Source organism: Mesorhizobium sp. M4A.F.Ca.ET.050.02.1.1 (assembly GCF_003997725.1).
Lineage (GTDB): Bacteria > Pseudomonadota > Alphaproteobacteria > Rhizobiales > Rhizobiaceae > Mesorhizobium.
Genome location: NZ_RZSG01000266.1, coordinates 1 through 7,285, shown reverse-complemented (window position 1 = coordinate 7,285; position 7,285 = coordinate 1). Strand labels below are relative to the sequence as shown.

Annotated in this window: 8 protein-coding genes; all 8 read left to right on the top strand. The window is 66.2% G+C overall.

What is annotated here, in order from left to right; translation table 11 throughout:
* A partial coding sequence (locus tag EOA33_RS18205) for an FAD-dependent oxidoreductase (protein WP_145989186.1) occupies positions 1–599 on the top strand: 599 nt, incomplete at its 5' end.
* Positions 600–683: 84 nt separating this feature from the next.
* Positions 684–1,781: a putative zinc-binding metallopeptidase gene (locus tag EOA33_RS18200; RefSeq protein WP_126057410.1), complete on the top strand. Its 1,098-nt coding sequence runs from the start codon at positions 684–686 to the stop codon at positions 1,779–1,781.
* Positions 1,782–1,845: 64 nt separating this feature from the next.
* Positions 1,846–2,454, top strand: a complete 609-nt coding sequence (locus EOA33_RS18195; protein ID WP_126057409.1) for a DUF1236 domain-containing protein — start codon at positions 1,846–1,848, stop codon at positions 2,452–2,454.
* Positions 2,455–2,619: 165 nt separating this feature from the next.
* The gene (locus EOA33_RS18190; protein ID WP_126057408.1) at positions 2,620–3,588 is read left to right on the top strand and encodes a type II CAAX endopeptidase family protein; all 969 of its coding nucleotides are present in this window, start codon (positions 2,620–2,622) and stop codon (positions 3,586–3,588) included.
* Positions 3,588–4,529 carry a glycosyltransferase gene (locus tag EOA33_RS18185; RefSeq protein WP_127406223.1) on the top strand — a complete coding sequence of 314 codons (942 nt, stop codon included), beginning with the start codon at positions 3,588–3,590 and terminating at the stop codon, positions 4,527–4,529. The genes EOA33_RS18190 and EOA33_RS18185 overlap by 1 nt, the downstream gene beginning before the upstream one ends.
* A gap of 276 nt (positions 4,530–4,805) precedes the next feature.
* The gene (gene ffh / locus EOA33_RS18180; RefSeq protein WP_127406222.1) at positions 4,806–6,404 is read left to right on the top strand and encodes a signal recognition particle protein; all 1,599 of its coding nucleotides are present in this window, start codon (positions 4,806–4,808) and stop codon (positions 6,402–6,404) included.
* A 7-nt stretch (positions 6,405–6,411) separates the two neighbouring features.
* Entirely contained in the window at positions 6,412–6,738 is a 327-nt protein-coding gene (locus EOA33_RS18175; protein WP_126057405.1) for a chorismate mutase, read from the top strand.
* Positions 6,739–6,788: 50 nt separating this feature from the next.
* A complete protein-coding gene (gene rpsP / locus EOA33_RS18170) occupies positions 6,789–7,190 on the top strand; it encodes a 30S ribosomal protein S16 (RefSeq protein ID WP_126057404.1) in 402 nt (133 codons plus the stop codon).
* Positions 7,191–7,285 lie beyond the last annotated feature (95 nt).

Sequence of the window (7,285 nt, the reverse complement as noted above, 5' to 3'; positions counted from 1 at the left end):
GCGCCAGGGCGGTCATCGTCACCGCCTCGCCCGCCGTGCTCGCCTTCGAGGAGATCGCGTTCTCGCCGGCCCTTCCCGATGCGCATTTTTCCGCTTTCTTCGACCTGCCGATGGGCATGCTGACCAAATTGCCGGTCGAGATCAGCGGAACCCGGCTCGGCCTGCAGCCTTTCGACGATTTGCTGGTCGAGCGGCTGGCCAGGCACGACATCTACTTTCTCTGCTTTCCCTTCGATCTCGACCTGATGGTCGGCTTCGTCGGCGGCGACTTCGCCTGGGAAATGTCGGCGGCCGGCGAGGCGGCCGGTATCGATTTCGTCGTTGACCGGCTGTGCGACATTTTCGGTGCCGACACCCGCAAGCATGTCGGACGCGCCATGATGACCAATTGGGGCGGCGAGCGTTACGTGCGCGGCGCCTATGCCGCGGCGCGGCCCGGGCGATCGGAGGCGCGCGCCACCCTGATGCGGCCGGTGGCGGACAAGATCTTCTTCGCCGGCGAGCATCTGGCGGGACCGCTGATCCAGACCTGCGGCGGCGCTCGGCTGTCGGGCGAGAGCGTGGCGCGGCAGGTGGCGGCCGTGCTTGCGGCCGAATAGCGCTGAAACGCCTGGTCGCGGCCAGGCGTTTGGGTGGCGCGAGATCGCGCCCTATATGCGGGCGCTGATGGGTTTGAGTGCCATATGAAGCTGTTCGACTGCCCGCAATGCGGCCACCGCCTCTATTTCGAGAATGCCCAGTGCCTGAACTGCGCCAGCCTCGTGCTCTATGATCCCGAGCACGCGCGTTTCACGCTGTCGGATGTTGATGGCGCCTACCACTGCACCAATGCTGACGAATGCGCCTGCAACTGGCGGACGGAGCCGGGCCAGGCCTTTTGCCGCGCCTGCGCGTTGAACCAGCTCATTCCGGACCTGTCCGTGGATGGGAACCGCCGGCGCTGGATCCGCGTCGAGGCCGCCAAGAAACGCGCCATCTATTCGCTGCTCGCCTTCGGCTTGCCGGTCGCGCCCAAGCAGAGCCCTGGCGACGAGGCGGGCCTTGCCTTCGATTTCCTTGCCGATCCGATCGGTGGCGGTCCTGGTGGCGAGCGCATCCTCACCGGCCACGACAATGGCCTGATCACGCTCAACGTCGCCGAGGCGGATTCGGCCGAACGCGAGCGACGGCGTGTCGCGATGGGCGAGAACTATCGCACGCTGCTCGGCCATTTCCGCCACGAACTCGGCCATTATTATTGGGACCGGCTGATCCGCGACGATCCGCAAAGGCTTGCCGCATTCCGCGCCCTGTTCGGCGACGAGCGTGCCGGCTACGAACAGGCGCTGACGGCCTACTACGCCAATGGCGCGGCGCCGGACTGGCAGCAGGGCCACATCTCGGCCTATGCGACCTCGCATCCCTGGGAGGACTGGGCCGAGACCTTCGCGCACTATCTGCACATCACCGACACGCTGGAGATGGTGCATGCGCTGAATTTTCCGCTCGGCCGGCTGGAGACGGTGGATGCCAACGCCCTGCCGCGTGGTGATACCGGCGGCGAACTGCAGACCGCGCCCGCCGAACCAAGGAACGCGCCTGAGCCTTTCGAGAAGATCCTTGACCGCTGGCTGGTGCTGTCGGAGGCGTCCAACTCGATCAACCGCTGCATGGGCTTGCCCGACCTCTACCCCTTCGTCATCTCGGGCGTGACGGCGCATAAACTGGCCTTTGTCCACAACCTGCTGACCGAATTGCCGAAAGAAACGGGAATAATTCGTGAGCCGGCACGGGCATTTTAGCCGGAACGCATAAGGCCTGGCTTCGTTTTCGTCCGCGAGGGAGCCTGAAAACGGAGTGAAATCCATGAAACTCATACTGTTTCCCGCGGTCGCCGCTGCGCTCGCCGCCTTGTCGGGTGTTGCGCTGGCCGAGACCGCCGTTTCGGCTGTTGCCGATCTCAACGTGCGCGCCGGACCGGGCCCGCAATATCCGGTCATCGGCGTGCTGGCCGCGGGCCAGTCGGCAACGCTCGAAGGCTGTATCGCCAACAGCAAATGGTGCACCATCGCCGAGACCAACGGCCGAGGCTGGATCTATTCGGACTATGTGACCGCCGATTTCGGCGGCAACGCGGTCGTGCTGACACGGCGGCCGGCCGATGCGGGCATCGCCGTCGTCGAGCAGCCGGATGACAGCGACTATTCCGACAACTACACCGGCGCCATCATCTCGGCTGAACCGGTCGAACCAGTCGAACCGATCGCCAGGCCGCCGGCCGAAGTGGGCACCTATATCAGCACCCATCGGCTCGATCCGGTCTATCTCGACGGCGAGGTGGTGACGGGCGCGACCTTGCCCGACAGTGTCGAGTTGCGCGAAATCCCCGACTACGACTACCGCTATGTCTATGTGAACAACCAGCCGGCGCTGGTCGATCCCGGCACGCGGCGTATCGTCTACGTGATGCGCTGACAAGTGCCGGCCAACAGGCGGTCGCCCGTCGAACGGTGCGGCCGCCTCTGCACAAATGCGCAACCACGAGCGCAAGCCGTGGCGAGGATGATTGCGCGCAAAGCGCCGATCCCATAGATCAGGCGACCCGGATGCTCGCCAGTCGCGTTCGGCAAGGGGAACCGCGTGATCATCGACAGAACCGCCTTCGAGCGCTACCGGCGCTCGCCGAACGCCAGGACAACCCCGCTCCGCCTCTTGCTTGGAACCGCGATCGTCGTGCTGTTCTGGATGGCGGCGACCCTGGTGGTGCTGCTCGGCGGCACCTATGCCTTCATCGTCTGGCGGGCCTCGACGGGAGCCGGCCGGCCGGCCGGCGGCCCGGTCCAGGATTTCCTCGCCTCGCCGCAGGGTATCCTCACCGCGCTGCTCTCCTTCGCCGGCATCTGGATCGGCCTGTGGGTCGCCATGCGCTTCGTGCACCGCGAGCCGCTTGCGGCGCTGGTCGGCGAAAGCCACCGCGTTTCATGGCTGGACTTCCTCAAGGGGCTGATCGCGGTGCTGATCACCTCGCTTCTTTCGGAGATTCTGCTCTACTGGCTGCAGCCCGAGATCGCGCGCGGCGCGATCAGCCTGTCGACATGGCTGCTGTTCCTGATCCCCATCGTGCTGCTCGCTTTGCTGCAGACCTCGTCCGAGGAGGCGCTGTTCCGCGGCTATCTGCTGCGGGGGCTGGCCAGCCGGTTCAGCAGTCCGCTGATCTGGGCAGGGCTTCCGCTGATGCTGTTCAGCGCGCTGCACTGGAGTGCGAGCTCGACGCTCGCCATCAATGCCTGCGTGCTGGTCTCGATCGCCAGCTTCGCGCTCGTGCTGACGCTCCTTGTCTATGCGACCGGCAATCTGGGAGTGGCCCTTGGCGCCCATCTCGGCAACAATCTGACCGGCTTCCTGCTGATCTCGCACCAGCAGAGCTACAATTCCTTCGCCCTGTTCAACGCCAGGCCGCTAGAAGGCCCCGGCTGGACCGGTTTCGACGCTGTCCTAATCGCCGCGATCGGTATCGTCAGCAGCCTGCTGACGGCGCTGCTTCTGCTGCATCCGCGCTCACCGCTGAAAGTCGGGGCGGCGACATGGCGCGGCGGTGGGCCGGTCTGATGCGCATAACACTGGTGGTGGATGGGGCGATCCCCTGCGCTGGTTATGGCGGCACCGAGCGGCAGGGCGACTGGCTGGCGACGGAACTCGCCCGCCTCGGGCACAGCGTGGTCCTTGTCGCCGCCGCCGGCTCCAGCCATCCGCATTGCGAGGTGCGGCAGGCGGCTTCGAAGGCGGAATGCCGGGCCGCTATTCCCACGGACACCGACATCGTCCACTTCAACAGCTGGTTCCTCGATGTGCCGTTTCCAGCTCTCAATACCGAGCACGGCTATCTTCCGGGACAATCGCGGCCGCAACCGAACTGGAACTTCGTCAGCGCCAGCCACGCCCGCAACCATGGCCGCCAGACCTTTGTCTACAACGGTTTTCCGGTCGACGACTACCGGCTCTCGGCGACAAGGAATGACCGCCTGCTGTTCCTCGCCGGCGTCGCCCGCGCCGGCAAGAACCTCAACCGCGCCGTCGACCTGGCCAAGACATTCAATTTTGCGCTCGACATCGCCGGCGGCCCGCGCTGGCGCCTGCTCACGCGCAGCCAGGTGCGGCGCCAGGGGGTCTTCTTCAAGAGCCTTGGCCGCCGCTATCGTTTCCACGGCGTCGTCGGCGGCGCCGAAAAACTGCGGCTGCTCGGCGAGGCCAGGGCATTCCTCAATCCGATCGCCTGGGAAGAGCCGTTCGGCATGGCCCCGGTCGAGGCGATGCTGTGCGGCACGCCGGTGCTGACGACGCCGCGCGGCGCCCTGCCGGAGATCGTCGACGCGGACACCGGACGTTTTTTCGACACCGATGCCGAGTTTGCCGCGGCGCTTTCCGCGATCGCCGATCTTTCACCCGGGCGCTGCCGGGACTCCGCGGCCGACCGCTTTCCGATCACCCGGACGGCGCAGGCCTATCTCGAACTCTATGCCCGCATCCTCGACGGCGAAACGCTCCCCTGAGCCGTCGCGCCGGCCGATTTCGGCCCGTATCTTGACTCCCGGGGCGTTTTCCTGTCTACACGCCCCTAATTCCGCGACGAGTATCCCTCCGAGCAAGCCGACCAGGACGCCGAAGCCTCTAGAGGCCAAGTGCTGTAAACCGATCCTGGAGGCCAACACCCGGCAGCGCAAGGCGCCCCCGGGTGCTTTTTGGCTTTGGACTTTGCTTGTTGGACATCGGGCGCGAACGCATTACCTCTCGGACATCATCCGGATGCCCCGAGAAAAGGAACCAGAATGTTTGAATCCCTTCAGGAGCGCCTTGGCTCCATCCTGAACGGCCTGACCGGCCGCGGCGCGTTGTCGGAGGCGGATGTCTCCGCGGCGCTGCGCGAGGTGCGCCGCGCGCTGCTCGAGGCCGACGTGGCGCTGGAAGTGGTTCGCTCCTTCACCGACAAGGTGCGCGAGAAGGCGGTCGACGCCGCCGTGCTGAAGTCGATCAAGCCCGGCCAGATGGTCGTCAAGATCGTCCACGACGAACTGGTCGAGATGCTGGGCGCCGAGGGCGTCGCGGTCGACCTCAATGCGCCGGCGCCGGTCGTCGTCATGATGGTCGGCCTGCAGGGCTCCGGCAAGACGACGACCTCCGCCAAGATCGCCAAGCGCTTGACCGAGCGCCAGAACAAGAAGGTCCTGATGGCCTCGCTCGACACGCGGCGTCCCGCCGCGCAGGAGCAGCTGCGCCAGCTCGGCGAGCAGACCAAGGTCGCGACGCTGCCGATCATCGCCGGCCAGAGCCCGGTCGACATCGCCAGGCGCGCCGTGCAGGCGGCCAAGCTCGGCGGCCACGACGTCGTCATCCTCGACACCGCCGGCCGCACCCATATCGACGAGCCGCTGATGGTCGAGATGGCCGACATCAAGAAGGTGTCGTCGCCGCACGAGATACTGCTGGTCGCCGACTCACTGACCGGCCAGGACGCCGTCAACCTGGCGAAGAGCTTCGACGAGCGCGTCGGCATCACCGGCCTGGTGCTGACCCGCATGGACGGCGACGGCCGGGGCGGCGCCGCGCTCTCCATGCGCGCCGTGACCGGCAAGCCGATCAAGCTGATCGGCACCGGCGAAAAGATGGACGGGCTGGAGGAATTCCACCCCAAGCGCATCGCCGACCGCATCCTCGGCATGGGCGACATCGTCTCGCTGGTCGAGAAGGCGGCCGAGAACATCGACGCCGAGCAGGCGGCGGCGATGGCCAGGAAGATGCAGTCGGGCAAGTTCGACCTCAACGACCTCGCCGGGCAGCTTCAGCAGATGTCGAAGATGGGCGGCATGGGCGGCATCATGGGCATGATGCCGGGCATGGGCAAGATGAAGGATCAGATGGCCGCGGCCGGCCTCGACGACAGGATGTTCGCCCGCCAGCTCGCCATCATCTCCTCGATGACCAAGGCCGAGCGTGCCAATCCGGATATCCTCAAGCATTCGCGCAAGAAGCGCATCGCCGCCGGCTCCGGCACCGACGCCGCCGAGATCAACAAGCTGCTGAAGATGCATCGCGGCATGGCCGATATGATGAAGGCGATGGGCGGCAAGGGCAAAGGCGGCGGCCTCATGCGCGGCATGATGGGCGGCCTCGCTTCCAAGATGGGTCTCGGCGGCATGATGCCCGGCGGCATGGGCGGTGGCATGCCGGACCTGTCCAAGATGGATCCCAAGCAGCTCGAAGTCTTGCAGAAGCAGGCGCAGGCGGCCGGCCTCGGCAAGGGCTTGCCTGGCGGGTTGCCCGGCGGTCTTGCCGGGGGTGGTCTACCTGGCCTGCCCGGCGGCATGAAGCTGCCCGGCCTTCCGGGCCTAGGTGGCGGCGGCCTGCCCGGCCTTGGCAAGAAGAAGTGAGGGCGCGATGAACGAGGACAAGGACATGGCCGACGCACGCGCCACCCTGGCCGGCTACCGCGCTTCGATCGACAACATCGACGCCGCCCTCATCCATATGCTCGCCGAGCGCTTCCGCTGCACCAAGGCAGTGGGCGTGCTGAAGGCGGAGCATGGCCTGCCGCCGGCCGATCCGGCGCGCGAGCAGCAGCAGATCGCCCGCCTTCGCCAACTGGCGAAGGATGCGCATCTCGATCCCGATTTCGCGGAGAAATTCCTTAACTTCGTCGTCCGCGAAGTGATCCGTCACCACGAACAGATCGCCGCTGCCAACGGCGTGACGAAAACCGGTTGAGACCCAACCCAGACCATCAAACGAAAATCAGAGCTTTTTAGGAGAAAACAATGGCACTGAAGATCAGACTGGCCCGCGCGGGCTCGAAGAAGCGTCCTTACTACCACGTCGTCGTCGCCGACGCCCGCTCGCCCCGCGACGGCCGTTTCATCGAGGCGCTCGGCTCGTGGAACCCGCTGCTGCCGAAGGACGGCGAGCGCGTCAAGGTTGACGCCGACCGCGTCAAGCACTGGCTCTCGCACGGCGCCCAGCCGACCGACCGCGTTCTGCGCTTCCTCGACGAGGCCGGCCTTGCCAAGCGTCCGGCCCGCTCGAACCCGAAGAAGGCCGAGCCCGGCAAGAAGGCGCAGGAGCGCGCCGCCCTTCTGAAGAAGGCGCAGGAAGATGCCGCCGCCGCCGTTGCCGCGGCAGCAGCTGCTCCGGCCGAGGCGGAAGCCGCCACGGCCGAGTAATCCGGCTCACATTGCTTTGCGAAAACGGCGGGCTTTGCCCGCCGTTTCTTGTTTTAAGCGGTCCCGGAAGGAATCAGTAGCCCCGCGGGCCACGG

Coding starts and splice junctions, on each gene's coding strand:
- EOA33_RS18175 (WP_126057405.1), top strand. CDS start 6,412: ATGAACGAGGACAAGGACATGGCCGACGCACGCGCCACCCTGGCCGGC.
- EOA33_RS18195 (WP_126057409.1), top strand. CDS start 1,846: ATGAAACTCATACTGTTTCCCGCGGTCGCCGCTGCGCTCGCCGCCTTG.
- ffh (WP_127406222.1), top strand. CDS start 4,806: ATGTTTGAATCCCTTCAGGAGCGCCTTGGCTCCATCCTGAACGGCCTG.
- EOA33_RS18200 (WP_126057410.1), top strand. CDS start 684: ATGAAGCTGTTCGACTGCCCGCAATGCGGCCACCGCCTCTATTTCGAG.
- rpsP (WP_126057404.1), top strand. CDS start 6,789: ATGGCACTGAAGATCAGACTGGCCCGCGCGGGCTCGAAGAAGCGTCCT.
- EOA33_RS18185 (WP_127406223.1), top strand. CDS start 3,588: ATGCGCATAACACTGGTGGTGGATGGGGCGATCCCCTGCGCTGGTTAT.